Source organism: Lacrimispora indolis DSM 755 (assembly GCF_000526995.1).
GTDB lineage: Bacteria > Bacillota > Clostridia > Lachnospirales > Lachnospiraceae > Lacrimispora > Lacrimispora indolis.
In genome coordinates this window covers 6,157,792-6,182,849 of the sequence record NZ_AZUI01000001.1, presented here as the reverse complement: position 1 = coordinate 6,182,849, position 25,058 = coordinate 6,157,792, and the positions used below count along the sequence as shown (strand labels likewise).

Below are 25,058 nucleotides of genomic sequence, written 5' to 3'. Positions count from 1 at the left end.
TCAATTTTATTTGCAGCCATGCCAGACATATGAGGCACCAACTCTGTATGGCTGCCATTTTTATATAATTCATTATTGTGATTCTATAATCAGCTGTTTTGTTGAGAAATTTTAATTGTATGGAGAAATGATATTTCTGATTATTTTTGGATTTATAGAATTATTATTAGTAAAATAATTGTTAAAATTAATATTTGACGAGATATAGGGCAATATTTATAAATATTGATAATAAATTAGAAAGTTATCTTTTTCTAGACTGATCTTTTTTTGTATATTCTGGTGAAATAAGATAATGGTTTTGCTGTAATGATTTACAGGCTTCTTAAGATTATAAAGTTTCCCTGTCAATTATTTACAAACAATTTACTTATCTTTACGAATACATAAATCTCATTGACTTGGGACTGCTTCAGATTATATACTCTGGCTAAATTCAAAAATAACCAATGCAATTATAAGGAGGTCAAGATCCATGAAAAAAAAGTATTTAGCGGTTACCGCATTATCTATGGCTTTAACCATAGGAAGTGCTGTGTCATCATTTGCTGCAGGTTTTGTAAACACCCCGCAGGGGGTAAAGTACGAATGGGGATCTGGCGATTACTGTACGAACAACTGGGTCCACTACAAAGACCATTGGTTCTTCTTTGGCAATGACCAGCTTATGCGTACCGGCTGGATTCAGAGGGACAACACCTGGTATTACACAGCTGACACTGGTGAGCTTCAGGGGGGAATTATGAAAATCAATGACAATGTCTACTACTTTGACAGCAATTCCCTGAAGTTAGTAACCGGTCCTTACACCTATAATGGAGAAACACATAACTTTACCGATAATGGAACCACTGACGGTGGTCCATACGTCTACACAGAATGGAACAGTGATGGTACCATCAGGCGAGGCGCAAAATTTGGTGTCCGTTAATTCTGAACATTTTAGAAAGAGTCAATTTCGACTTCCCCCTACAGGCCTTATAGCAGAAGGTTCTGCAGGGGGTTTTTATATATTTCAAGGTGTGTTTCACTGGCCCGTAGGGAATCGATATTTATCCCTTATATCAAAATTTGACACTGAATTCTCTTGGCGCGCTTGGCTGCTTCAAGTCATGGAGGTTTAGATCAAAGCTTCACCAACCGATGATCCTGTTTACACTTTTATTTCAAAGAAGCGTTCTCAGGGAAAGACTTTCTATTTCTACATAAAAGCCGGTGCCAATGAGTTTCTGCGCATCAACTACGGCGGATAAAGGAATACTGGCTTCACTTTTCTTGCTTGAATGAGTTATCTATCACAGATTCACTCAAACCAGCGTTCTGGTATGGCCTTATTATGATACTGAAAGTACAGCATAAACTTTTATGCAAATCCTATCGGTTTTTTATTTAAAGGCTTGCTTTGGCCATCTTCCTGCTGCTGACAAAGTCCGTCAAGAATTTTCTAATTAGATGTTCTCTAATAATTATTTGTTATTTCAAAAAGTCATAAATCTTGATATAATATTTGCAATAGACAATTATGGTTATAACTCGTATAAGAGTTCGATATGAACGGGTGCACATTATTTTATACTTTATACATTAGATAAAAAAGAGCAGACACGGTTAAGCATTTGTTTTTCGTTTGTGGTATATTGTTTTAGAAAGAGGAATCTATATGCACGCATGGGAAGCCATACAAAAAACTCTGAACTACATCGAAGAACATCTCAATGAAGAAATTCAAATCGAAGAACTGGCAGAAACTGCCGTACTTTCACTGTTTTATTATCAGAGATTATTCGCACGGTTGGTAAAGACATCAGTTCGAGAATATATTAAATTACGCCGATTGGCGAAGTCTCTCACGATGCTGCGTGATAAAGAAAACCGCATTATGGATATTGCAATGGAATATGGTTTTGGCAGTCACGTAACTTTTACGCGGGCTTTTAAAGAAACCTATGGGATAACCCCTTCACAGTACCGAGATAAACCGATTGGTTTACAGAATTTTGACAAACCCGATTTATTGCTTGGTTATATTGTGGTTGATGAAGGTGTACCGCTGATTAGTGATGGATTGGTTTTGGAAATGAACCGTAAATTTCTAGAAGAACCAATTGACTTTCTTGGTGTTACCGGATATTATCCATTCAAATACGGTAAAATGTTTGGCGAAAGAACCGGTGTTGACACGGTTGGTGAGATTTGGAACAGGTTTTTCAGGGGTCTTCCAAATATCTCGCATATCTCAGAGGGGCGCTGGATTGGTGTTTCTTATCACGGCGATGCACCAGACGGTTATTCCAGTTATTTTGTTGGTGCAGAAGTGAAAAAAGACGAAAAAATCTCCGGATATACATATTGGCAGCTGCCCATACGAGAATATGCCGTCTGTGGCTTTGAATCGGAAAATCACGAACAGATGATAATTAATTTGGGTAAGGCAATGAAATACACTCGGTTTTGGCTTAAAAAACAAAATCTAATTGCCGATGGATTTTTCCCTGAGATATACTATAAAAGTACGTCCGACATCTCTTATGTAGAATTGTGGATTCCCTTTAAGAAACGAGAAAAATAAATAGTTAATGCTGGAGGAAACGCAAATGAGCAATTACGAAGAAGGATTAAAATTAATCGAAGAAAAGTTTGGAAACGGCAAAGACAATATTATTTCCCTTGCGACGATGGCACGGGAGCCGGGCGCTAACGGAATGCCCCGCCCTGTTGTCCGTAGTGTGGACGCTTATTATGAAGATGGCGTATTTTATGTTGTAACACATGGAAAATCAAACAAAATGCAGCAAATCTCACAAAATTCGGAGGTTTCGGTCGGGGGCTGTTTAGAGATGTTCACCGCTAATGGAGTAGGTGAAAATCTCGGTTGGGTGCTTGATCCAAATAATGCCGGAATCAGAACCAAACTCCGTACAGCTTTTGCCGAATGGTACGATATGGCAAATAATGAAAAGGATGAAAACTGTTGCATTTTAGCAATCCGTCTCACTAAGGGAACATTAAACATTAATCATTGGGAAAAATTATACCATATGGATTTTGTGAATAAGACTGATATGGAAAATGGAGGCATTTATTAATCAGTGAAACATTTCAAACGATACGCCGGGCAGTTTTAAAATTATGACAGACAATATGTCATACCTAATAGACGTTTGATTATCTGCATTAATAAGGTCAACTGCTGATAGTAAACTTTATCAGAATTTAGTGTTGTAACTTCAGGTCATTTATATTATCCTGGCATATTTTTTCAAAATGGGGAGTCTATGAAAAGGACTATTGCTTTTGTATTAACAATACTTATATTATTCTCAGAATTCGCAACTCAAAGTTATGCATTGTCAGATCCGCAATCTGCGGCAATACAAGCGTTGCTGGATGATGCCTGCCGCATATCAGGTGTGCCGGGAATGTCAATCTCAATACTTGCTGATGATGAAGTGTTCTACTTTTCTTCCGGGTATGCAGACCGTGAAAAGGGTTTGACTGCAGGTGAAAATACATTATATGAGTTGGCCTCGGTCAGTAAAGCTTTCACCGGCATGGGTATTCTGCTGTTGGAAGAGCAAGGTCTGCTGTCAATGACTGATTCAGTCCAAAAATATTTACCTTGGTTTACGTTAAAGTATCAAGGGAAACCTGTTGATATGCAAAGCCTTACACTCAATAACTTTCTTCATCATACCAGCGGCTTAACAAATGGCAGGCATACTCAAAACATTCCACAAGGCAATACGCCGGATTTACTGCAAAAGACTGTAGAAATGCTGGCAGATGCTGAATTGGCATTCCCTCCCGGTAAACAGTATAACTATGGAACCGTTAATTATGACGTATTGGGTCTGGTAATTGAGATTGTGTCGGGACAAAGCTATGAAGACTTTATGAGGGAACAGGTATTTCAGCCGTTAAGTCTTCACCAGACATATGTTTATAAAGATGATGCGTTGGCCACCAGACAGGTGGCACAGGGCTACCGTTCCTCCTTTTTTATGACAACTCCATATAACGCGCCTGAGTATGCCGGGAATAAACCCGCGGGTTACCTTATTTCTTGTACAAAAGATATGGCTCGTTGGATGGGTATACAGATGGGTATTGTGCAGGACATACCCGAAATATTCCATACTGTTATCGAAAAATCACACCAGGGTGATATGTCTGTTCCTGCTGTCAACAAAATGTATTATGCGGCGGGCTGGTCGGTAAACGCCGACCAAACGATTATAGAGCACCCAGGGGGCAATCCCAATTTCAGAACCGAAGTGGTCATAATGCAAGGTGAACAAACAGCCGTCTGTTTGCTGACTAACGGCGCAAATACCAATACTAACCTGGTACTAAAGATTAAAGAGATATTAGACGGTAATCTGACGCAGTCATATGTAATAAGCGGCACACAGCTTTTGGACATCATTTTATCGTCTGCCACAATTATTTTTTGCCTATTGGCTGTTTTGTTCTTTCTCTTAGGATTACGCAGAAGGAAAATGAATGAGCGGCAGCCAATGACAATAAAGAGAATAATCATTACGGTTATTTTACTGATCGCTGCGATTGCCCTGTTTATAGTGTGCTGTGCCTTGGATTGGTCAACAATACTTATTTGGCAAACCTATAGTATTCTTACAGCTTTGATTTCGTCGGCATTATTGACAGCAAGCATTGCGTGGTTTATATACACGTACCAATATCATGCCTCACTCCGAAAATAAGCTTAAGCAATAAAATTTCATTTTAACATCATCAAGCTGCAATAGCAGCTATAAGGTGATACCCGGATAAGCGCCCTGAGGAAATAGTGGAAAGGTGAAGGTGACCTTAAGATTTCAGGAACAGGTGAAGGTTTGGGTGAAAGAACCATAGTTTATTAGACCGGGTTTTGTCCCCACTTTCCATATGAAAAATAAAAAAGCCTGGAAATCATTGTTTTACAACAATTTCCAGGTTTTTATGGAATTTTATTTAGCAGGGGAAGAGGGGCTCGAACCCCCATTTACGGTTTTGGAGACCGTTGCTCTACCATTGAACTATTCCCCTATGGATCAGCGTTTTGTTCCTGTCTGAGCACTTAGAGAGTATAGCATAGAAGCATTTAAATTGCAACAGTTTTTAGGAAAAAATAAAAAATTAATTATGCTGTTATTGAATGCCTGTTTGTGGTAAAATAGTATGAAATAGGAAGTCTCCGGGCGGAAATTACGTTCCGGCGGCTTGATTTGGCGTTTTATATGAAAATAGCAAGACAAAATCGTGAAATTGAATTAGAATGAAAAGAATATTTGATAATGATTCCCAAAATAAAACTTGTCTCATTAAAAATATGCTTATCTACAAAGCTTTCCCTAAAAAATAATTACAGGTTATGCACAAAAAAGGGTCATATAATTGTGTATGAAACATAATTTGACAAATCGTGTCAAACGTGATATATATAATCTATAACTTTTTCTTCATTATAAAAAGGAGTTGTGATTATGAAACAGTTTAAGATTATGTTGCCAACTGTTGCTGAGGCGAAAAAGTTTGTTGCTGCTGCTGCAAAATGTGATTTTGACATAGACGTGTATTACAATAGAGTAACAATTGACGCAAAGTCTATATTAGGAGTATTGAGTTTAGATTTGACACAGGTTTTGACCGTTGAATTTAACGGGGATAATGCAGAGTTTGAGGCATTTCTGGAAGCGAAAGCTCCTGGCAAGTGTTCAGCAGCATAAACATACGCAACGTAGAAAGGGAATTGTATGCCCCATGGCCTGCAGTTCTCTTTTTTTATTCATAGAAAATTTCTTCCTGTAAATGAAAGGAATCAGATCAATAAGGAATAGACCGTAGAAGGAATGAAAGGAGAGGCTGCCGGAGTGGAAGAGAAAGAGAAGAAAATCCTGAAAATATCCGTCAGGAATTTAGTGGAGCTTGTTCTGCGCTCCGGTGACTTAGATAACCGGCGGACCGGAGGGGCTGAGAAAACCGCCATGCAGGAGGGGAGCCGGATACACCGGAAGATCCAGCGGCGCATGGGAGCGGATTACCGGGCTGAGGTGGTGCTAAAGCATGAGGTGGAAGTGGATCAGTTTCAAATTCTGGTGGAGGGGCGGGCCGACGGCATCATAGAGAAGCCGGAAGGGGTGACCATTGATGAGATCAAGGGCATTTATATGGACCTCTCCTATCTGTCGGAGCCCTTTCCCGTACATTTGGCCCAGGCTATGTGCTATGGGTATTTTTACTGTTTTGACCATCAGCGAAACGGTGCCGTCATACAGATGACCTACTGCAATATTGAAACAGAGGAAATCCGGCGTTTTTTAGTGGAAAAATCCTTTGAAGAGCTGGAAACCTGGTTTCAGGGATTGATTCATGAGTACATGAAATGGGCAAGATATTTATATAACCATGAAATAAGAAGAGATGAGTCCATAAAGGAGCTTTCTTTTCCCTATCCCTACCGAAAAGGGCAGCGGGAGCTTGTGGTGGCCGTTTACCGTAGTATTGCCAGAAAGAGGAATCTTTTTATCCAGGCGCCCACAGGGATCGGAAAGACGCTTTCCACCGTTTATCCGGCCATAAAGGCCATTGGGGAAGGACTTGGGGACAAGCTGTTTTATCTGACTGCAAAAACCATTACAAGAGGCGTGGCGGAAGAGGCCCTTGATATTTTAAGAGATCATGGTCTGTATCTGAACACAGTGACCATAACAGCCAAGGAAAAACTTTGTTTTCTTGAGACTCCGGAATGCAATCCTGATGCATGCCCCTATGCAAAGGGGCATTTTGACCGGGTGGGAGATGCGGTCTATGACATCATCCACAAAGAGGCGGGGATCACCAGAGAAGTGGTGCTTCGGTACGCAGCAGGATACCAGGTATGCCCCTTTGAATTCTGCCTGGATATCAGCAATTGGGTGGATTCTATTATCTGCGACTATAATTACGTATTTGATCCCAATATCCGTCTGAAGCGGTATTTTTCTGAAGGCATTTCCGGAGATTATCTGTTTTTGACGGATGAGGCCCATAATCTGGTGCCAAGAGCCAGGGAAATGTACAGTGCGGCTGTTTATAAGGAGGACTTTCTTCTTATTAAAAAGATATTAAAGCCCATGAACCAGAAGCTTGTCAGAATGCTGGATCGGTGCAACAAAGAGCTTCTGGAAATGAAGCGGGAATGTGAGAGCTATCTGATACTGGAAGACATCCGGTTTTTTATGACCGGCATCATGACTCTTTTCGGTGAAATGGAAAAGCTTTTAGAAGCAAGCGAGGAATTCCAGGACAGGGACCTGGTTCTGGATTTCTATTTTAATCTCCGGGATCTTATAAATATTTACGACCGTTTGGATGACAATTACCGGATCTATACAGAGCTTTTGCCTGATGGGCGCTTTATGCTCAGGCTGTTTTGTGTTAATCCGGCAAAAAATTTAAAAGAATGTCTGGACAAGGGAAACAGTACCGTGTTTTTTTCTGCCACGCTTCTTCCGGTCCGGTATTACAAGGAGCTGTTAAGCGGTGATCAGGAAGAATATGCGGTATATGCCCATTCCCCCTTTGACCAGGAGAAACGGCTTCTCATGGTTGCCTCTGATGTCAGCAGCCGCTATACCAGAAGAAACCGCCGGGAGTATCAGAAGGTGGTGGATTATATGGAAGGGATCGTATCAGCCCATAAAGGGAACTACATGGTGTTTTTGCCGTCTTACCAATATTTGAGAGAAATAGAGGCCATCCTGGAAGAAAAGGAAGGGCTGAAACAGGAGTTTACCTATATGTCCCAGGCCTCCCACATGAGCGAACAGGAGCGGGAGGAATTTCTTAAAGAGTTTTCAGAAGAACGGAAGGATTCCTTTGTGGCCCTCTGCGTCATGGGAGGAGTATTTTCAGAAGGAATTGATTTAAAGGAAGGACGTCTGATCGGGGCCATAATCGTTGGCACCGGCCTTCCCATGGTCTGCACGGAACAGGAGATCCTGAAGGGATATTTTGATGCCAGAGAACAAAACGGCTTTGATTACGCCTATCAGTATCCGGGGATGAACAAGGTCATGCAGGCAGCAGGAAGAGTGATCCGCACGGTTCGTGATGAGGGTATTATTGCATTGCTTGATGAACGTTTTTTAAAGTCTGACTACCAGGGACTGTTTCCAAGGGAATGGGAAGGATATTATGAGGTGCAGTTAAAAAATGTGGGAGAAGTTGTCCGGAACTTTTGGACAAGGCGGGAATCGGATACCTCATAGTAAGCTGCAAAGTATCCGACCCTGGAAGATGCAGCCCAATGAATATATAATGTCCACCCTGCCAGCAGCCCCCATAAATAAAAGCTGCCGCCCAAAGGGGGGCGGCAGCGGAATGTCTGTTACAGGGGGCCAAGCATGTCCATGAACTGCTTGGAAGCCTGGGAAACGGGGATGTTTTCATTATAGGCAACTACCATCTGACGGGTGGGCAGCTTTTCAGAAAGCTTTACCTGGAATAAGTCCTTGTCATTTTCAGGAATGCAAAAATCAGGGACAAATGCGATTCCAAGGCCGATGCGGGCTAAGTCGATCAGAAGATCATTGCTGCTTAACTCGATTTCAGGGACCAGGTCAAGCTGCTCCTTCTGGAACATGTGGTGAAGGAATTCGCTGGTGGTGCTTTTTCTCTCCAGCATCAGAATGGGATACGTCTGAAGGGTCTGGAGGCTTACGGTCTGCCCCTTTAAAGGAAAATATTCCTGGTTCGCCACGAACACATCAGAAAATTCATTGATGACCCGGGTGTTCTGGGAGCTTAACAGTCCGGAGTTTGGATAATTGGTAATGATAAAATCCACCTGGCCTGTTTCCAGAAGATGAGCGCATTCGATGGAGGTCTGGTTAGTGACCTTAATGTGCACGTTGGGATAGCTTTTATGAAATTTATTTAAATATGGAACCAGATAGTAACGGCAGATGGTGTCGCTGGCACCGATGCGAAGCTGGCCGCCGTTTAGGGTATTGGCCTCCAGCAGCTGGTTTTCTCCCTTTTGGATCAGGTTAATAGCCGGTTCTATGTGCTTTAGGAGGATATCTCCTTCCGGAGTAAGCTGGACCTTTTTCGTGCTTCGGACAAAAAGGGTCTGGTTCAGCTTTTTCTCCAGCACCTTGATGGATTGGCTGACTGCAGACTGGGAGATGAAAAGCTGTTTGGATGCCTCCGAAAAGCTTAAGGTGGCGGCAACGTGGTAAAAGACTTTATAAAGTTCGTAATTAATATCCATGATATTCCTCCTCGGCATAATTCACTTAATGAAGGCAAAGGAAGTGCAGCCTGGATTTCGTGAATCAGCCGTTCAATGAGCCAAAGGCGAATTGAACTTCCTTGCAAATATAGGAAGATTCTATCATGGACTTGATTGGTTTGTAAAGGCGTTTGACAAATTTCCTGGGGTGCTGTATAGTAACTGGCACAGAACCAGGCTATAAAAAGGAAGGAGTAAAATAAACATATGCATGATGATTTTTACCAGATGTATCTGGAAGAGATGGGAAATATCCCTCCCTGTACAAAGGAAGAGCAGAGAACGCTTATAAAGGAAGCAGCAGAGGGCGGGAAGGAAGCTAAGAAGAGGCTTGTGGAAGGAAACTTACAGGCTGCTCTGGAATATGCCAGGGAATATGACGGCAGAGGCGTACTTTTGACGGATCTTGTTCAGGAAGCCAATATGGCTCTAATGATGGCTGTGGAAGAGTACATCCGGATGGAGGATGGAACGGAGTTTGATACATTCACCGGCAAGAAGATCAGGGAAGCTCTTGAAGCGGTTGTGGAGGAAGAACAGTCCGCTGACCGGACCGGAGAAGAGCTGGCCGCCCGGGTGAATGTGCTCCAGCAGGTTTCAAAGGTTCTTGCAGGGGAACTGGGTCGGGAGGCTACAGTGGAAGAACTGGCGAATAAGATGAAGATGACAGTGGAAGAAATAAAGGGGATCATGAAGATTGCAATGGATGCCATGAGCATAAATGCGGAAACCATGGACTTGGAAGCACTGGCAGAAGTGGAAGGAATTGAAATCACTGAAGCTGAAGAAGACGCAGATTATGATTACGAAGTATAAGAGACTGGGAGAGATGAGATGAAAATATATCTGATACGCCATGGACAGACGGACTGGAACATCCAAGGCAGGATCCAGGGGAGTCATGACATTCCCCTTAATGAAGCGGGACAAAGGCAGGCGGAGCAGGTGGCAAAAGGCATGGATTCCCGCCGGGTTTCCAGGGTTTTTTCCAGTACGTTAACCCGTGCCGTGGAAACAGCTGAAAAAATCGGCAGCAGGCAAAAGGCAGAGATATATTCTATGCCTCAGCTGATTGAAGTAGAGTTCGGCAAATGGGAAGGCATGACATGGGAGGAGATCATGGAAGCGTATCCAAAGGAATACAGGTTATGGGCTTTAAACCCTGATGAGGTGGCCCCTCCCGGCGGAGAGACCCAGGATCAGGTCATAAGCCGCTGTGCGCATGCCATAAAGGAGATTTTAAGAATCACCGGCGGCAGAGAGGATGTTGCCATCGTTTCCCACGGGGCTACCATCGCTTATCTGATTTCTTATATGATGCGCAATGATCCGGATATAGAAAGCATTATTGTGGAGAATGCCAGCATCACGACTGTCAATTACAGTCCTTTGACAGAGGATTTCATGCTGCTGGAAATGAATGATACTTCTCATATAGCAGAAGAATAAAGGGATATCCTTCTTTATAAAAAGCGGAAAATAAAAGAAGCAAGGGAGCCTTTTAAGGTGCCTTGCTTCTCTTGAACCGGTACTTAATCAAACAGTGTTTCTATGAGGATTTTCACCATGGAAGGTGTGGTGCGGATATACAGCTTGTCTCTTCCTGCACAGCGCAGGGAAGTCTGCAAAAGGACCTCCTTTGAAGCGGAATCGTCAAATATACTGACCATATTGGCGCAGGATTCCACAATAGAGCTAAGCTGTCCGGCCTTTTCAATAAACCGTTCAATGTGCTCCTCACTAAGCTGGAGACAGACCTCCAGATGGGGACTTTGCTCCTCTGTTTTTAAGCGGGCGTTTTCAAATGAATATTTGTGGGATAAGTCCCTTAGTTGTTGATTAAGATCCATATAATCTAGCACTCCTTTGTTGAAGAATCTTTTATTACTATATTGTAAATTTTTCAAATTTTCAAGTATTTTTAGAAAAAAATGACGATTTCTGTCGAAAGGTGTCGAAAGCAAAAAAGGGATCAGATCATGTATGGGGTGGGGAGATGATTTTTTTCTGCTCATTGGATCAATTACATTATCTATGCTAATTAATATAATAAGATATATTAATTTTTCTAATTTATATGTTCTGTGGTATGATGATTACATGAGAATAACAGGGAAGTTCCTGCCCTGATGGACCAAGGGGAGCTTTTGCGAGGAGGAAATCATGAGTGTAAGAAGAGTGTATGTTGAGAAAAAAACAGCCTATGCCGTGAAGGCAAATGAATTAAGAGAGGAAATCACAGGATATCTTGGTATCAATACGGTGACCGGTGTGAGGGTGCTGATCCGCTACGATATGGAGGCTCTGTCTGATGAAGTCTATGGGCTGTCTCTTACCTCTGTTTTCTCGGAACCCCCGTTGGATGAGGTATATGAGGAAGATTTCCCCAAAAAGGAAGGGGATGTGGTCTTTACCGTAGAATACCTTCCGGGCCAGTTTGACCAGCGGGCCGATTCGGCAGAACAGTGTGTAAAGCTGTTAAAGGAAGATGAGGAGCCCGTGATTAAGTCCGCCGTCACATATGTGATTTCCGGTGTGCTTACGGAAGATCAGGCGGCAGATATTAAATCCTTCTGCATTAATCCGGTGGATTCCAGGGAAGCTGACGAAAAAAAGCCGGAAACACTTGCAGCAGTATTTGAAACCCCGGAAGATGTGATTGTTTTTCACGGTTTTAAAGAGCTTGCAGAAGAGGCATTAGAGGAATTATACGAGTCCTTGAATCTGGCAATGACCTTTCAGGATTTCCTTCATATCCAGAACTACTATAAGGATGAAGAGCATAGAGACCCATCCATGACGGAGATAAGGGTTCTGGATACCTATTGGTCGGATCACTGCCGCCATACCACCTTTCAGACAGAATTAAAGGATGTGGCATTTAAGCCAGGGGATTACAGGAAGCCAATGGAGGATACCTACAAACAGTATCTTGCTGACCGGGAAGTGGTTTTAAAGGGAAAGAGCGGAAAGTTCGTATGCCTTATGGATCTGGCTCTTTTGGCAATGAAAAAGCTTCGTATGGAGGGAAAGGTGGAGGACTTAGAGGTATCCGATGAGATCAATGCCTGCAGCATTGTGGTTCCTGTCCTCATCGACGGGGCAGAAGAGGAATGGCTGGTGAATTTTAAAAATGAGACCCACAACCATCCCACAGAGATCGAGCCCTTCGGCGGTGCGGCCACCTGCCTTGGGGGAGCCATCCGTGACCCGCTTTCCGGCCGTACTTATGTATATCAGGCGATGCGGGTGACCGGCGCGGCCAACCCTGCAAGACCTTTGAATGAGACGTTAAAGGGGAAGCTGCCTCAGAGAAAGATCGTGACCGGAGCGGCCAGCGGCTACAGCTCCTACGGAAATCAGATCGGCCTGGCCACCGGATATGTGAAGGAAATCTATCATCCGGATTATGTGGCAAAGAGAATGGAAATAGGGGCAGTCATAGGCGCAGCTCCAAGGAAAAATGTCATCCGGGAGACTTCGGATCCGGGAGATATGATCATTCTTCTTGGAGGCCGTACCGGACGGGACGGCTGCGGCGGAGCCACCGGCTCTTCCAAGGTCCATACGGAAGCTTCCATTGAGACGTGCGGGGCAGAGGTTCAGAAGGGAAATGCACCTACGGAACGCAAGATCCAGCGCTTATTCCGCAGGGAAGAAGTGAGCAGGATCATTAAGAAGTGCAATGATTTCGGGGCCGGCGGAGTGTCCGTCGCCATAGGAGAGCTGGCAGACGGCTTAAGGATCGACTTAGACAAGGTACCAAAGAAGTACGCAGGGCTTGACGGCACGGAAATCGCTATTTCCGAGTCCCAGGAACGCATGGCGGTGGTAGTTGATCCTGAGGATGGGGACCGGTTCCTGGCCTATGCGGCAGAGGAAAACTTAGAAGCAGTGGCAGTGGCCGTTGTAACCGAAGAGCCAAGACTGGTGATGAACTGGAGAGGAAAGACCATTGTAAACATCAGCCGCCGTTTTTTGGACACCAACGGTGCCCATCAGGAGGCTTCGGTTGTTGTGGAGGTTCCTGACAAAGAAAGAAGTGCCTTTGTAAGACGGGAGATCCCCGATGTGAGGGAGGCCTGGTTAGGGCTGCTTTCCGATCAAAACGTGTGCTCCCAGAAGGGTCTTGTAGAAATGTTTGACAGCTCCATAGGGGCAGGGAGCGTATTCATGCCTTATGGAGGCAGATATCAGCTGACGGAAACTCAGGCAATGGTTGCAAAGCTTCCGGTGCTTCATGGGAGAACGGATACCGTTACCATGATGAGCTATGGCTTTGATCCCTGTTTGTCAAGCTGGAGCCCCTATCATGGCGCAGTTTATGCAGTATTGTCCTCTGTTGCTAAAATTGTGGCAGCAGGAGGTGACTATAGAAAGATACGTTTCACCTTCCAGGAGTATTTCCGCAGGATGACAGAAGATCCGTCCCGCTGGAGCCAGCCTTTTTCCGCCCTCCTTGGGGCTTACAGCGCCCAGATTGGATTCGGCCTTCCTTCTATCGGAGGAAAGGACAGCATGTCAGGAACCTTCCGCGACATGGATGTTCCGCCGACCCTTGTTTCCTTTGCCGTGGATGTTGCTGACAGGAAGCATGTCATCACCCCGGAATTTAAGAAGGCGGGAAGCAGGATCGCCGTATTCCGGGTTGAGAGGGATTCCTACGATCTTCCTTTGTACAGCCAGGTCATGAAGGGGTATGGAGCGCTGTTTGAGGATATTTGCGCGGGCCGGATCCTATCAGCCTATGCTGTAGAAGGCCATGGAATTTGTGAGGCGGTCAGCAAAATGGCATTTGGAAACCGGCTGGGCGTGAAGATCGAACACAACGTGGACCGGGGAGATTTCTTCCGGTCCGGCTGGGGAGATATCATATGTGAGGTCCCGGAAGGAAAGCTCGGCGAACTGGCGGTTTCCTATACGGTCATAGGGGAAGTGACGGATTCCGGCGTGTTTGAATATTGCAGTACATCCATAGCCATTGATGAGGCGCTGGAGGCATGGACAAAGCCTTTGGAAGACGTGTTCCCAACGTCATCAGGAGCGGATAAGGCAACTGTTGCAGAGCGGATTTATAATACAAAGGATATTTACGTATGTAAAAACAAGGTGGCAAAGCCCAGCGTATTCATCCCCGTATTTCCTGGTACAAACTGTGAGTATGACAGTACAAGAGCCTTTGAACGGGCGGGGGCCAATGTGGTGACAAAGGTATTTCGGAATTTGACGGCCCAGGATATCAGAGAATCTGTGGAAGCTTACCGCAGTGAAATATCAAAAGCTCAGATCGTCATGTTTCCCGGAGGATTTTCCGCAGGGGATGAACCTGACGGCTCTGCCAAGTTCTTTGCCACCGTATTCCGGAACCAGGTGGTTAAAGATGAGATCATGAAGCTTTTAAATGAACGGGATGGCCTGATGCTGGGGATCTGCAACGGCTTCCAGGCCCTGATCAAGCTGGGGCTTGTGCCGGAAGGAATGATCGGGCCGCAGGGGGAGGATTCTCCCACGCTGGCAATGAACACCATTGGCCGTCACATTTCCAAAATGGTTTATACGAAAGTGGTCACAAATAAATCGCCTTGGCTTTCAGGTGCTGAATTAGGCGGCATTTACTGCAATCCGGCTTCTCATGGGGAAGGGCGTTTTGTCGCAAATGAGGAATGGATCAAGAGGCTGTTTGACAATGGCCAGGTGGCCACCCAATATGTGGATGACAAGGGCTGTCCCACCATGGATGAAAGCTGGAACCCTAACGGATCCTATATGGCGATTGAGGGCATTACAAGTCCGGATGGGCGGGTCCTGGGCAAGATGGCACATTCCGAACGCCAGGGTGAGGCGGTTGCCATGAACATTTACGGAGAGCAGGATATGAAGATTTTTGAATCCGGTGTGAAATATTTCCAGTGAGCGGGCATTCCTGTGCCCTGCCTATTACTCACAGAAATAATCCATAAAAAACAGAATATACAGAATAAATGGGCATCCTTTCTGCAGACAGGCATTTGCAGAAGGGATGCTTTTTCTTTGTGCTCCTGAAATTGTAACACTTTTTAACGGCCGGATGAGAGTATCTCCACTTGACATTCAAGAAATTTAAGCCTATGATTCATCAGGTATATTTTTATTGATATTCAGACAATTGGCAATACTAAAAATTAAGAAAGATTATATGTCAGAGAGGATATTGGATATGGGTTCAAAGAGAAAGATAAAAAATATATTGCTGGGAAATACGCTGAAAAGCATTGAACTGGAAGGGGAAAAGCTGGGACCCTTTTGGGGAGTGCCTATTATGGCAAGTGATGCGGTTTCCTCAGTGGCTTATGCAATTGAGGAAATGCTGCTGGTTCTGGTTCCTGTCCTGGGACTGTCAGCGGTTCATTATCTTGGGTACGTCACCTCGCCCATTATACTGCTGTTTTTAGTTTTGGCATTTTCCTATTCACAGATCATTGCAAATTACCCCAACGGCGGCGGTGCATATATCGTATCTGCTGAAAACATCGGAAGAGGCGCGTCAATGGTAGCCGCATCTTCCCTGATCATTGGTTATGTGATGACAGTAGCAGTCAGCTTATCGGCGGCAACGGCAGCTCTCATATCCGCTTTTCCGGAATTTGCAGATTACCGGCTGCTGTTCGCCCTGCTTTTCCTATGTATCGTTACCCTTCTGAACCTCAGGGGAATGAGAGAATCATCCAAGCTTTTTGGGATACCCACTTACGCATTTATCGTCATCATGCTGGCTCTTATTGTAACCGGTTTTGCAAAGCTTATAACCGGGAACTTGCCGCCGGTCCATTATCCGGATAATTTACAGACTGTTTCAGGCGGCGCAGGGACTGTTTCCCTGTTTCTTCTTCTCAGAGCGTTTTCTTCCGGTTGTTCGGCGTTAACGGGAGTGGAGGTAGTGAGCAATGCGGTCCCAAGCTTTCGTGAACCGTCACAGAAAAACGCCAAGCATGTACTGTTTATTCTGGTAGGGATCATTGTGGCCATTTTTGGCGGAGCAGTGCTTCTGGTCACTTCCTTGGGAATCATTCCCTTAGAGGGGAAAACCGTGATTTCCCAGATGGGCATGGCCATATTCGGGCCTGGGCCGATGTTTTATATTCTGCAGTTTGCCACCTCCCTTATTTTATTGCTGGCGGCAAATACTGCATATAATGGTCTGCCTACGCTGTTGGCCATCCTGGCTGCTGATGGATTCGTGCCCCGCCAGTTCATGCACAGAGGGACAAGGCTTAGCTTTTCCAATGGGATTTTGTTCATTTTTTTTGTGGCGGCATTTCTGCTGGTGGTTTTTAAGGCGGAAACCCATTATCTGATCCCTCTTTATGCCATCGGAGTATTCCTGTCCTTTACCTTGTCCCAGAGCGGGATGGTGATCAGATGGATCCGGGTGAAGGGAAAAGGTTATTGGTATAAAATGTTCATAAACGGCCTGGGCGCTCTTATGACCGGTACCGGAACGGTGATTGTATTTGTAACCAGGTTTGCCCAGGGCTCCTGGGCTCTGGCAATTATTATACCTGTGATCGTTTTTATTATGCACCGCATTGACGTCCATTATCAGTTTGTGGGCCGGCAGCTGGCAGTCAACGACTTTATGTCCCATTATCACAAAAGCACCAGCCATGACACCAATCTCTGTATTGTCCTGGCCGGCGGAATCAACCGTTCTGTGCTGAAAGCTCTGAATTATGCAAATCTGATCACTTCCAACGTGGTTGCCCTTCACGTGGCTACAGATGAGAGGCAGTGTGAACAGCTTCAGAAAAAATGGAAGGAAACAGGCATTGATATACCCCTTGAGGTCATCATGTCCCCTTACCGGGAGCTTATTGAGCCTGTGGAAGAGTACATCAGCAAAAAGGAAGCTGATCTGCCACCGGGGGATATGATCACGGTCGTTATGTCCCGCTTTATGGAAGAGAGCTGGTTTGCAAATATACTCCATAACCAGACTACTTATTTCATTATGCAGAGGCTCAGGAAGCACAGAAATGTTTCCATGGTCCTGGTTCCATACCTTTACAGTACGGCGTTTAAGCCTGCTTCAAAGGAGAAAAGCGAAATGGTTAATAAAGGCGGTGTTTAAAGGCAGGCGAGGAAGCCTGCTTTATACCTGAAGCGGCAGATACACTTCAATGTAATTGATGGATGTATCTGCTTTTATTTCCTGGTGTTCCTTTGTGTTATCCTTAAAGGCACAGCTTAATAAGTGCCCGCTGTAGGCGGTGCCCACAGGGGAATATTTGTTTTTCCTTGCCCAGTCTGCTGCTTCCCAAACTGCCTGTGACTCCAGCACCGGGCTGTCTGAGGCGATCACGGTATAAACGCAGCGTTCCTGCTTCAATAAAGGATAACCGTTTAATGCCTGCTTCATTTTCATGATGGATACGGTATCTTCAGCGATCATGAAGAATTCGTTTACCTGGTCCGCGCAATGGTCATTGATCTGGTATTCCTGGCAGATATAACATAAGTCGGAGAGGCCCCTTTGATTGATAAAACGGTTATCCGGCATCTGGTAATAGGGGGGCATGGGCCGTAAATCATAGCGGTTTAGGCATTGTTCCACGTTTTTATAATGTTTCTGTAAATGCTTCAGATGGATGAGGGACTGCCGGTGCCTTTCCACCTGTTGTTTTTCCTCCGTAATTTTTTCCTGGATCATGGAACAGTAGGAAGGGAAAGAGCTTTTATACAGGATCCGGCCGATATCCTCAATGCTGAAGTTCAGTCTCCGGTAAAACATGATGCTTGAAAGCTTTTTAATATCTTCGTATGTATAGGTTCGATAGCCGTTTTTTTGCTTTTCCGGTTGTATGATCCCCTTTTTTTCATAAAAGCGAAGGGTATCCCGGCTTAGGCCCAAGCGGCTGGAAACTTCTCCAATGGTGTACTTTTTCATGATAATTCCTCTCTTTAGTCCGAAGTGCAGCGAGTGAATCCGCTGGACTCACTCGCTCACGGGCGTTCGCCCTATGAAACTGGGCAGGATAGAATTTTCTTACGTGGATAGTTTACCATAAAATAGCCTGTTTTTGGCTTTAAGGTTTTCTTTCTATGCTTACGAATTATTAACAGAAAGGAGCTTGAAATCGTAAAGAACTATGTTATGATAGAATCAGAAATAAAGCTTATACTTACATAAGAGACGTAAGAAGGGAGTACTTTTACATGGAAAAAAGCAAGAGGAAAATGGTAAAATGTCTGGTGTGCGGAGCTGTGTTTGAAGAAGGAAATGAGGTCTGTCCGGTCTGCGGAGTGGGTTTAGAAAATTTTGTTCCTTATGAGGAAGAAGAAAGGAATTATCATAAAGATACGGAGGAATTATATCTTATACTGGGCAACGGGGCGGCAGGTGTCAGTGCGGCGGAGGCGATCCGTGAGAGAAATTCCACCTGTTCCATTGTTATGGTGACAAAGGAAGATTGTCTGCCTTATTCCAGGCCAATGCTGACAAAGTCCGTGATGGGCAAGGATGAGAGGGAAGAACTGCTTCTTCATGACCCGGCCTGGTATGAAGAACGGAATATATTAAACCTTACGGGGAAACAGGCGGAGAAAATCGACATCAGGGAAAAAGAGGTCACCTTTGACGATGGAATCCGGCTTAAATATGACAAATGCATTTATGCCCTGGGATCGGAATGCTTCATTCCTCCTATTTCAGGAAATGAAAAGGAGGAAGTGGTTGCCATACGCCGCCTTTCTGATATTGAAAAAATCAATTCCCTTCTTTCAAAATCAAAGCAGGCCGTGGTCATCGGCGGCGGTGTGCTGGGATTAGAGGCGGCATGGGAACTGAAAAAGGCGGGACTTTCCGTGACGGTGCTGGAGCAGGGAACTTATCTTATGAAGCGGCAGCTTGATGAGGAAGCCGGAGAGTTTTTAAAGACCATCATCCTGGAGAAAGGGATTGATGTGAAATTCCAGGCAGCTACCCGGGAGATCGAAGGGGAAGACAGGGTGACAGGCGTCCGCCTGGAAGACGGCACGGTCCTGCCGGCAGATTTAGTGGTCATATCCGCCGGAGTCCGGGCCAATGTATCCCTGGCAGAAGATGCAGGGGCAAAATCAGGACGGGCCGTGATGGTAAATAAACACATGGAAACCACAGTACCCGGTATTTATGCATGCGGTGATTGTGCGGAATATGAGGGAATCAATTATGCCATCTGGCCCCAGGCCGTGGAGATGGGAAAGGCAGCAGGAGCCAATGCAGCCGGAGAGAAGATTTCCTATAAAACCGTAACAGCCGCCCTCACATTTAATGGCATGGATACTTCCCTGTTTGCAGTTGGGGATGCAGGAAAAGATCCGGGAAAAACCTATGAGGTACGCAGGGAAGCGGATGAGGAGAGGCAGACTCTTAAGGCATATTACTATGAGTCCGGCAAGCTGGTGGGCGCCATACTCATCGGTGACACATCGGACATGGGAAGAATCTTAGAAGAGATTGAATAAACAGTTAATAAAGAGGTGCACAGGTCCTTACCGGGACCTTTGCACCTCTTATCATCTTTCTTTTATTCCACCGAGATCTGGTATTTTTCAAGCCAGTAATTGATCTGAAGGATATAAGCAAGCATCTGTGGGCCTGCCATGAGCTGACCGTACCAGGGCTTTCCGTAATCAGAAGGGCTGGTCAAGAGTTTTTCCAGCTTCTTTGCATCCAGAAACTCCATGGCAGGAGCGGAACCGCCTGCCATCATTTCTCTTACCCGCTTGATTAAAAGGGCTTCGTAATTTGTGTCATAAGTTTTGGGATATGGGGATTTCCTGCGGAACAGGATTTCATCAGGCAGAAGCCCTTTTCCAGCCTGGCGAAGGAGACTTTTAACGACCCCATCCCTTGTTTTTATGTCCCAGGGAACATTCCACACGTATTCGATGATCCGGTGGTCTGCAAAGGGAACTCTGGCCTCAAGGCCGGAATACATGCTGTCACGGTCCATGCGGTTCAGCAGGGTCTGCATAAACCAGCGGAGATTTAAATAGGAGATTTCTCTTCTTCTTGCCTCTTTGGGATTATCCCCGGGAAGCACAGGCGTTTCCGCTACGGACTTTTCATAAGTTTCCAGCACATATTCATCCATTTTAAGATAGTCCAGGAAGTCATCCTTTAAGACGGCCTTCCGTGTTCCCAAATCCATGGTCCAGGGGAAGGTATGGGCCTTAAAGCACTCCTCCTTATGAAACCAGGGGTATCCTCCGAATATTTCATCTGCACACTCTCCGGTCAAGGTCACCTTATTATACCCTTTGACCAGGGAGCAGAAGTGGAGTAAGGAAGAGTCAATGTCTCCCATGGCAGGCAGATCATGGGCCAGGACGGAGTCATAAAGCCGGTCGGCCTGGGTTACGTTGTCACATTCCAGATAATGATGGTCGGAGTCTAAAAATTTTACCATCTGATCCACAAAGGGACGGTCAAGGGAGGGCTGAAAGGTGCTGGCTTTAAAGTATTTGTCATTGTTTACAAAATCAAAGGAAAAGGTGGTAAGCCTTTTGCCCTGCTTTTTAAGCTCTGCGGCACAAACTGCCGAAACCAGGCTGGAATCCACGCCTCCTGACAAAAAGGTGCAGATGGGAACATCGGAAACCATTTGGCGGCGGATAGAGTCCTGGACCAGAAAGGAGGTCTTTTCAATGGTTTCTTCATAGCTGTCCTCATGAGGTTTGCTCTCCAGCTTCCAGTAGCATTTTAAGCGGAAACCCTCTCCGGAACAGAGCAGCATGTGGCCCGGGAGCACTTCATCGATTCCTTTAAAGACCCCGCATCCGGAAGTATGGGCCGGCCCTAAGGAGAAAATCTCGTTTAAGCCTTTCCGGTCTAAAACCGGCCGTATGCCTGGATATGCAAAAATTCCTTTCAGCTCAGACGCAAAGATGATTTCTTCATTCCGTATGGTGTAAAAGAGAGGCTTTACGCCGGAACGGTCCCGGCAGAGACATAAGTGTTCCCGGAATGGGTCCATGATTGCAAAGGCGAAGATGCCGTTTAGCTGCTTTACAAAATCAGGCCCGTATTCCATATATCCGGTCAAAATCACCTCTGTGTCAGAGGTGGTGGAAAAGAAATGGCCCCGGGTTATTAAGTCCCGGCGAAGCTCGTTTGTATTGTAAATCTCTCCGTTGTATACAATTCCAAAGGTTTTGCCTGCCTCAGTCTTTGTTATGGGCTGGCGGCCGGTGGTTAAGTCGATGATGGATAAACGGGCGTGGGACAGACCTCCCTGTTTAAAGAGCCAGGTTCCTGAATCGTCAGGTCCCCGGTGTCTCTGGATTTCTGACATTTGCTCCAGAATATTCACGTAATGGGATTTATCTTTCAGGTAATCGTGATTCGGATTGTAAAAACCAGCAATTCCGCACATGGAAATCCCTCCTTAAAGCTGGACCATCTATAGAAGAAAACAAGCGGCGATAAAAGTAGCAAGAAAACCGATCATGACCGGAGGAAGATTTTTTCTGGCAAGCTCTAAGGGATTTACGCTGCAAATGGCTGCAACGGGTATAAGTCCCCAGGGAACAATGGTGCCGCCTCCTACAAAAATCGCGGCGATCTGGCCCAGGGAAGCCAGAACCGGGACAGAGGCCCCCACTGCCGTGCCAAAGGTGTTTGCCAATGCGCCGGTGAGAGGAAGGCCGGAAAAGCCTGAACCATCCAGTCCCGTTAAGCCGCCGATAACCAGCTGGAAAAATGCAGCCATATATTTGTTAAGAGGCACATTATGAGCCAGCCAGATTGCCCAGTCATTCATAATCCCTCTTTGAAACTGATCTCCCATGATGGTGGAAATTCCCTCTCCTCCTAAAAAGAAAAAGGCTCCGATGATGATGACGGGAGCAAAGATCCGTATGGCAAAGAGAAAGCCTTCGGTAACATAGGAGGTTACTTTTTCCAGAGAATGCCTTCCAAAGCCTAAAACTGCTCCAATACCCATGACCAGGACGGCTGTGCCGGAAACCATGCTTGTGGCCTCCCCTCCCTTTAGGTCAAAAGCCAGCATAAGAAGGATGTCGGCCAAGAAAAACAGGGGGGTCAGGATCGCCATTATGATGGCGGCGGTTCCGGTATCAGGACGTTCTTCGGTATTCTGAATATGGACTTCCTGACAGCAGGCAGAGATCCCGCTCCTGTTTAACAGATATGCGGAAACAACGGTAACAATGCCCATTACCAGAAACAAAGGCCGTCCCTTTGTCAGGATGTCGGAGGTTGAAATGGAGGCTGCTCCTGCGGAAATGGCCGGTGCGCCCTGGATGACAAAGTCGTAGCTTAAAGCGATTCCATGACCGAATAAGTTCATGGACATGGCGGCTGCCAGGGGATCCAGACCGGCTTTGACTGCAAAAGGAAGCATGATGGCCCCGACCAAAGCTACGGATGGGGAAGGCCAGAGAAAGAGGGAAAATACCAGCATGGTACCGCCCAGGATCCACCAGGTAAGGGAAGGAGATTTCATGACCTTTGACATGGGTATCATCATCAGATAATCGCTTCCTAAGTCCTTTAAGCATTTGGACAGTGCCGTGACAAGGGCAATGGTGGCAATAATCTCCATAAACTCTTTGGAAGCATACAAGATGGCGTTGAACACGGTCATAATGCCTCCCGCCAGGGACCTAAGGCCTACAAAGCCAAGAAGGAAGAGAAAAAGGAGGCAGACCAGGGGCGTATCCTTTCGGAGAACCATGACGGCAAGGATCACAATGACGCCAATGAGATAGATATAGTGCAGAGGTGTAAGCACCAGATAAGGATCAAACATAGGAACCACTCCTGTGAAAATAATATAATCTATACTATGACACAGGGGAAAGGACAGTGTGATTTTTTTTTCGGCAGAACTTGAAATTTTCCTTTCTGCCTTTTATACTTGGTTTTATAAAGGAGAGGCCTATGCAAATAACGTCGGTACATATTAAAAATTTTAAATCCATACGGGATATGGAAATTCAAAGCGTAGAAAATGCCCTGATACTGGTGGGAAAGAACAATACAGGAAAGACAGGGATCCTGGATGCCATACGGGCAGCAGCAGGAGCCTATGAGATTACAGAAGAAGATTTTAACGAAAAAAAGCAGAATATAGAGATTACCATGACCCTGGCCATTACGCCGGAGGATCTGGCCTCTTTTCACAGAGGCGGGGTGGTAAGCCAGTATAAGAGGTTTGAGGCATGGCTACATGATTTTGAATCAAAACTGCCTTCTTATCGTAACGGAAGCCTGTCTTTTACCTATCAGGTAAACTGGAATGGGGTTGTTCGGTTTAAGGATGGGTACAGGAAGAATAACCGGTATATCAGGGATATTTTTCCCAGGCTTTATTACATTGACTCGGAACGGGATTTAGACCAGTTTCAAAACGATCTTCTGCTTTTTCAGGAGGATGAACAGTTGGTGAAACTGAGGACCCATGTTTGTATGTTTGACGGTGCAAGGGAATGCAACCAGTGCTTTAAATGTATTGGGCTGATCAACCAGAAGAAGCCGGAGGACCTGCAGATTTATGAGACTGCAAAGCTCCTGGAATATAAGATGTACCAGCTGAACTTAAATGATTTTGCTGAAAAGGTCAATGAAAACTACAGAAAAAACGGCGGTTATGAGGAAATCCGCTTTTCCTTAAACTGCAATCCCCGGGAGATGTTTAAAGTCGCGGCAGAGACTTATCATGCGGAGAGAGGGAAGTTAAGCCCCATCAATAATTTGAGCAATGGCATGAAAAGCCTTTACATGCTGTCTCTTTTGGAGACCTACACAGAGGATGAAAAGCGGATTCCCAGCGTTGTTATCGTAGAGGACCCTGAGATTTTCCTTCATCCCCAGCTTCAGAAAATATCCAGCGAAATCCTTTACCGGTTATCCAAGAAGAATCAGGTGATTTTTACCACCCATTCCCCCGGAATGCTGTTTAACTTCACCAGCCGCCAGATCAGACAGGTGGTGCTGGATAGAGACGGCTATTCCGTTGTCAGGGACAGAACCGATATTGATGCCATTTTAGATGATTTAGGCTATGGCGCCAACGATTTTTTAGGAGTCAGCTTTGTGTTCATTGTGGAGGGCAAGCAGGATAAGAGCCGTCTGCCCCTTTTGCTGGAAAAATATTATTCGGAAATCCATGATAAAGAAGGAAATTTGTCCAGAATTTCCATCATCACAACCAACAGCTGTACCAATATAAAGACCTATGCCAATTTAAAATACATGAATCAGGTGTATTTAAGAGACCAGTTCCTGATGATCCGGGATGGGGATGGAAAGAATCCTGAGGAACTGGCGGGCCAGCTTTGCCGGTATTATGACGAGCGCAGTTTAGAGGACATCGATAAGCTGCCAAAGGTCACCAGAAGGAATGTGCTTATTTTAAAATACTATTCTTTTGAGAATTATTTTTTAAATCCCAAAGTCATGGCTGAGCTTGGAGTGGTGGAAAGTGAAGAAGCCTTTTACCGGACTCTGTTTGAGAAATGGAAGGAGTATCTTTTCCGGTTAAAGAGCGGGAGACAGTTTGTGGAGACAGTAGGTAAGGATATGGAATCAATGGAGGATTTAAAGGCTTATATGGAGGAATTTAAGATTTATATGCGGGGCCATAACCTGTATGATATTTTTTACGGGCCTTATAAAAAGCAGGAAGGGGAGCTGTTGAAGAAATACATTGATCTGGCTCCCCGGGAAGATTTTAAAGATATTTTAGATGCCATTGATAAGTTCGTTTATTTTGAAAGCAGAAAGGCAGAGGCATGA

The 25,058-nt window shown here is 45.2% G+C and carries 17 protein-coding genes and 1 tRNA gene; 12 read left to right on the top strand and 6 right to left on the bottom strand.

Features of this window, described 5'->3' with window-relative positions:
- The first annotated feature begins 475 nt into the window (after positions 1–475).
- The 4 genes from K401_RS0129940 (at position 476) to K401_RS0129925 (ending at position 4,724) form a co-directional block, all read left to right on the top strand.
- A complete protein-coding gene (locus K401_RS0129940) occupies positions 476–931 on the top strand; it encodes a hypothetical protein (protein WP_024296407.1) in 456 nt (151 codons plus the stop codon).
- 729 nt (positions 932–1,660) lie between these two features.
- Positions 1,661–2,569 (top strand): AraC family transcriptional regulator, encoded by a 909-nt coding sequence (locus K401_RS0129935; RefSeq protein ID WP_024296406.1) that lies wholly within the window; start codon positions 1,661–1,663, stop codon positions 2,567–2,569.
- 25 nt (positions 2,570–2,594) lie between these two features.
- A complete protein-coding gene (locus tag K401_RS0129930) occupies positions 2,595–3,086 on the top strand; it encodes a hypothetical protein (protein ID WP_024296405.1) in 492 nt (163 codons plus the stop codon).
- A 189-nt stretch (positions 3,087–3,275) separates the two neighbouring features.
- A complete protein-coding gene (locus K401_RS0129925) occupies positions 3,276–4,724 on the top strand; it encodes a serine hydrolase domain-containing protein (protein WP_024296404.1) in 1,449 nt (482 codons plus the stop codon).
- 254 nt (positions 4,725–4,978) lie between these two features.
- On the opposite strand, the gene K401_RS0129920 is transcribed toward K401_RS0129925, so the two are convergent.
- Positions 4,979–5,049: transfer RNA gene (locus K401_RS0129920), tRNA-Trp, on the bottom strand.
- Positions 5,050–5,486: 437 nt separating this feature from the next.
- Here K401_RS0129920 and K401_RS0129915 point away from each other — a divergent pair.
- Both K401_RS0129915 and K401_RS0129910 read left to right on the top strand, forming a co-directional pair.
- The gene (locus tag K401_RS0129915; protein ID WP_024296403.1) at positions 5,487–5,729 is read left to right on the top strand and encodes an HPr family phosphocarrier protein; all 243 of its coding nucleotides are present in this window, start codon (positions 5,487–5,489) and stop codon (positions 5,727–5,729) included.
- Positions 5,730–5,873: 144 nt separating this feature from the next.
- The gene (locus K401_RS0129910; RefSeq protein ID WP_024296402.1) at positions 5,874–8,252 is read left to right on the top strand and encodes an ATP-dependent DNA helicase; all 2,379 of its coding nucleotides are present in this window, start codon (positions 5,874–5,876) and stop codon (positions 8,250–8,252) included.
- A gap of 119 nt (positions 8,253–8,371) precedes the next feature.
- Here the strand turns inward: K401_RS0129910 and K401_RS0129905 are convergent, their stop codons facing one another.
- Entirely contained in the window at positions 8,372–9,256 is an 885-nt protein-coding gene (locus K401_RS0129905) for a LysR family transcriptional regulator (RefSeq protein WP_024296401.1), read from the bottom strand.
- A gap of 228 nt (positions 9,257–9,484) precedes the next feature.
- Here K401_RS0129905 and K401_RS0129900 point away from each other — a divergent pair, with 228 nt between their 5' ends.
- Entirely contained in the window at positions 9,485–10,093 is a 609-nt protein-coding gene (locus tag K401_RS0129900) for a sigma-70 domain-containing protein (RefSeq protein WP_024296400.1), read from the top strand.
- Between the two features lie 18 nt (positions 10,094–10,111).
- Entirely contained in the window at positions 10,112–10,726 is a 615-nt protein-coding gene (locus K401_RS0129895; RefSeq protein WP_024296399.1) for a histidine phosphatase family protein, read from the top strand.
- A gap of 83 nt (positions 10,727–10,809) precedes the next feature.
- Here the strand turns inward: K401_RS0129895 and K401_RS0129890 are convergent, their stop codons facing one another.
- Positions 10,810–11,127, bottom strand: a complete 318-nt coding sequence (locus K401_RS0129890) for a hypothetical protein (RefSeq protein WP_024296398.1) — start codon at positions 11,125–11,127, stop codon at positions 10,810–10,812.
- Positions 11,128–11,440: 313 nt separating this feature from the next.
- Here K401_RS0129890 and K401_RS0129885 point away from each other — a divergent pair, with 313 nt between their 5' ends.
- Together K401_RS0129885 and K401_RS0129880 are read left to right on the top strand one after the other, a co-directional pair.
- Positions 11,441–15,190, top strand: a complete 3,750-nt coding sequence (locus K401_RS0129885) for a phosphoribosylformylglycinamidine synthase (RefSeq protein ID WP_024296397.1) — start codon at positions 11,441–11,443, stop codon at positions 15,188–15,190.
- A gap of 283 nt (positions 15,191–15,473) precedes the next feature.
- The gene (locus tag K401_RS0129880) at positions 15,474–17,384 is read left to right on the top strand and encodes an APC family permease (protein WP_024296396.1); all 1,911 of its coding nucleotides are present in this window, start codon (positions 15,474–15,476) and stop codon (positions 17,382–17,384) included.
- A 21-nt stretch (positions 17,385–17,405) separates the two neighbouring features.
- Here K401_RS0129880 and K401_RS0129875 read toward each other — a convergent pair whose 3' ends face one another.
- On the bottom strand, positions 17,406–18,200 hold the full coding sequence (locus tag K401_RS0129875; protein ID WP_024296395.1) for a MerR family transcriptional regulator: 795 nt from the start codon (positions 18,198–18,200) through the stop codon (positions 17,406–17,408).
- 269 nt (positions 18,201–18,469) lie between these two features.
- On the opposite strand from K401_RS0129875, the gene K401_RS0129870 reads away from it, so the two are divergent.
- Positions 18,470–19,759: an FAD-dependent oxidoreductase gene (locus K401_RS0129870; RefSeq protein WP_024296394.1), complete on the top strand. Its 1,290-nt coding sequence runs from the start codon at positions 18,470–18,472 to the stop codon at positions 19,757–19,759.
- 62 nt (positions 19,760–19,821) lie between these two features.
- Here the strand turns inward: K401_RS0129870 and asnB are convergent, their stop codons facing one another.
- Both asnB and K401_RS0129860 read right to left on the bottom strand, forming a co-directional pair.
- Positions 19,822–21,672, bottom strand: a complete 1,851-nt coding sequence (gene asnB, locus K401_RS0129865) for an asparagine synthase (glutamine-hydrolyzing) (RefSeq protein WP_024296393.1) — start codon at positions 21,670–21,672, stop codon at positions 19,822–19,824.
- Positions 21,673–21,699: 27 nt separating this feature from the next.
- A complete protein-coding gene (locus K401_RS0129860; protein ID WP_024296392.1) occupies positions 21,700–23,070 on the bottom strand; it encodes a hypothetical protein in 1,371 nt (456 codons plus the stop codon).
- Positions 23,071–23,201: 131 nt separating this feature from the next.
- Here K401_RS0129860 and K401_RS0129850 point away from each other — a divergent pair, with 131 nt between their 5' ends.
- Entirely contained in the window at positions 23,202–25,058 is a 1,857-nt protein-coding gene (locus K401_RS0129850; protein WP_024296391.1) for an ATP-dependent nuclease, read from the top strand.

Excerpts from the sequence above, each read along its gene's own strand:
- K401_RS0129940 (WP_024296407.1), top strand. The coding sequence starts at position 476 with ATGAAAAAAAAGTATTTAGCGGTTACCGCATTATCTATGGCTTTAACC.
- K401_RS0129935 (WP_024296406.1), top strand. The coding sequence starts at position 1,661 with ATGCACGCATGGGAAGCCATACAAAAAACTCTGAACTACATCGAAGAA.
- K401_RS0129930 (WP_024296405.1), top strand. The coding sequence starts at position 2,595 with ATGAGCAATTACGAAGAAGGATTAAAATTAATCGAAGAAAAGTTTGGA.
- K401_RS0129925 (WP_024296404.1), top strand. The coding sequence starts at position 3,276 with ATGAAAAGGACTATTGCTTTTGTATTAACAATACTTATATTATTCTCA.
- K401_RS0129915 (WP_024296403.1), top strand. The coding sequence starts at position 5,487 with ATGAAACAGTTTAAGATTATGTTGCCAACTGTTGCTGAGGCGAAAAAG.
- K401_RS0129905 (WP_024296401.1), bottom strand. The coding sequence starts at position 9,256 with ATGGATATTAATTACGAACTTTATAAAGTCTTTTACCACGTTGCCGCC.
- K401_RS0129900 (WP_024296400.1), top strand. The coding sequence starts at position 9,485 with ATGCATGATGATTTTTACCAGATGTATCTGGAAGAGATGGGAAATATC.
- K401_RS0129895 (WP_024296399.1), top strand. The coding sequence starts at position 10,112 with ATGAAAATATATCTGATACGCCATGGACAGACGGACTGGAACATCCAA.
- K401_RS0129890 (WP_024296398.1), bottom strand. The coding sequence starts at position 11,127 with ATGGATCTTAATCAACAACTAAGGGACTTATCCCACAAATATTCATTT.
- K401_RS0129885 (WP_024296397.1), top strand. The coding sequence starts at position 11,441 with ATGAGTGTAAGAAGAGTGTATGTTGAGAAAAAAACAGCCTATGCCGTG.
- K401_RS0129880 (WP_024296396.1), top strand. The coding sequence starts at position 15,474 with ATGGGTTCAAAGAGAAAGATAAAAAATATATTGCTGGGAAATACGCTG.
- K401_RS0129875 (WP_024296395.1), bottom strand. The coding sequence starts at position 18,200 with ATGAAAAAGTACACCATTGGAGAAGTTTCCAGCCGCTTGGGCCTAAGC.
- K401_RS0129870 (WP_024296394.1), top strand. The coding sequence starts at position 18,470 with ATGGAAAAAAGCAAGAGGAAAATGGTAAAATGTCTGGTGTGCGGAGCT.
- asnB (WP_024296393.1), bottom strand. The coding sequence starts at position 21,672 with ATGTGCGGAATTGCTGGTTTTTACAATCCGAATCACGATTACCTGAAA.
- K401_RS0129860 (WP_024296392.1), bottom strand. The coding sequence starts at position 23,070 with ATGTTTGATCCTTATCTGGTGCTTACACCTCTGCACTATATCTATCTC.
- K401_RS0129850 (WP_024296391.1), top strand. The coding sequence starts at position 23,202 with ATGCAAATAACGTCGGTACATATTAAAAATTTTAAATCCATACGGGAT.